This window comes from Streptomyces sp. NPDC059564 (genome assembly GCF_042735575.1).
GTDB lineage: Bacteria > Actinomycetota > Actinomycetes > Streptomycetales > Streptomycetaceae > Streptomyces.
The window spans coordinates 1-1,899 of record NZ_JBHWBP010000638.1; the positions used below are offsets into that span (position 1 = coordinate 1).

The 1,899-nt window shown below is 75.1% G+C and carries 2 protein-coding genes; both read right to left on the reverse strand.

Going from position 1 to position 1,899, the window contains the following annotated elements; translation table 11 throughout:
• Nucleotides 1-1,086: glycosyltransferase (locus ACFV0Q_RS41160; protein WP_385013186.1), on the reverse strand; the 1,086-nt coding region annotated here is incomplete at its 3' end.
• The coding region (locus ACFV0Q_RS41165) for an alpha/beta fold hydrolase (RefSeq protein WP_385013188.1) at nucleotides 1,083-1,899 on the reverse strand (817 nt) is incomplete at its 5' end. The genes ACFV0Q_RS41160 and ACFV0Q_RS41165, both read right to left, overlap by 4 nt.

Below are 1,899 nucleotides of genomic sequence, written 5' to 3' on the forward strand. Positions count from 1 at the left end.
GTCCAGCACGGCCGTGAGGGCGTCCCGCATTTCCTCGGCGCGGGTCCGGCCGAACCGCACCCGGACCCCGGCCCCCGCCTCCACCACCTGACGCGCCACGATCGGCTGGTCGTCCCGGATCGGGGCGACCACGAGCGGCAGCCCGTGCGCGAGGGCCTCGCAGACCGTGTTGTGCCCGGCGTGGCAGACCACCGCGTCCAGGTGCGGGAGCAGCGACGGCTGCGGTACGCGCTCCAGGTGCAGGACGTTGGCGGGCGCGGACGCGATGAGCGAGGCGGGTGCGACCAGCACGAACTGGACCTGGTCCACGAGCCGTTCGGCGGCTCCGAGGACCGCGCCGTAGAAGCGGGCCCCGGCCTCCTGGTTGAGGGTCCCCAAGGAGACCAGGACCCGCTGCCGGGCCGGATCCAGCGCCTGCCAGGGGAAGCCGGGCCCGGTCGGGCGGGCCCCGAAGGCCGGGCCGACGAAGGCGTAGTGGGACGGGAAGTCCTCAGCCCTGCCCACGAGTTCGGGCGTGGAGAAGACCAGCACCAGCCGCTCGGAGAACCGCGGATCCCAAGCGGACCCGGCGGCGCCCTCGTCACCGCCCACGTCACCGCACTCGGCGAGGAGCCCGCCGATCTGTCCGGCCACCCACTCCCCGACCTTCGGGAAGTCGGCGAACGGCCGCGTCAGCTCGGCCGAGGTGCTGGCGGAGGTGACCCAGGGGATCCCGAGCCGCCGCGCGACCACCGGCCCCGCGAGCGCCTGCTGGTCGGCGACCACCAGGTCCGGGGCGAAGGCGCGGGCGGCCCCGGCCACGCCGGGGACCATCGCGCGGGCCAGCGGGATCAGCGCCTCCTCCCACAGGAACCGCAGGGCCCCGACCCCGCGCAGGTCCCGCCACCGCGTGTGCAGATCGGCGTAGCCGCCGCCGGCCCGCTCGCCGGACGGCAGGATCCGGGCGTGCGCGGGCAGCAGCCGGGTCAGCGGTCCGGCCGGCCCGGTCCAGGCGATCTCGTGACCCCGGGAGGCCAGTTCGGCGGCCACGGCCACCGTCGGATTGACGTGCCCCGCCAGCGGCGGCACCACGAACAGGACCCTCATCGGACCAGCGCTCCCACCCGGGACCGGGCAGCGACGGCGGCGGTGGTGGCGTCGAGGTGGGCCAGCACGGTGGCCCGCAACACCCCGCTGCTCTCCTTCAGTACGTCGTGCCCCAGCCCCGGCAGGATCTGCAGGGTCGCCACGTGCGCGGCGTGCTCGGCCAATTCCCGTGCTCCGGGCACCAGTTCCGAGTGCTCGCCGCACACGATCAGCAGCGGGCAGCGCAGTCCGGCGTAGTCGGCCGGGGTGAAGGTGCGGCTGGCCGCGATGTCGTCGATGAGGGTGGTGCGGTTGAGCAGGGCGTCGGCGATGGCCGTGAGGTGGGCGGCCTTGCGCAGCCGCAGGGTGAGCAGCTCGGCGGGCACCGGGCTGTCCTCCAGGCTGAGCGCGGCGGCCGACAGCGTGTCGACCATGTTCTCCACCCAGGCGCCGCTGAGCGGTGGTTCGAGGAGGGTGAGACCGGCCACGAGGTCGGGCCGGGCCAGGGCCGCGTGCAGCGCGAGCGTGCCGCCGTAGCTGTTGCCGACCAGGTGGATCCTGCGGCCGCCGAGGCCGATGGCGCCGAGGACGGAGAGGAGGTCCCGTACGGCGGTGCGGCTGTCGTAGCCGGTGGCGGGGCGCTCGCTGCGGCCGTGGCCGCGCAGGTCGTACAGGACGACCTCGTGCCCGGCGCGCGCCACCGGCAGGGCGAGGGGGCAGTAGAAGGAGGAGAGGTTGTCGACGACCAGCCCGTGCAGGAACACGACGACGGGCCGCTCGGCGGACGCGTCGGAGCCGGCCGCGGCCGCCGACGGCAGTTGCTGTACGTGGAAG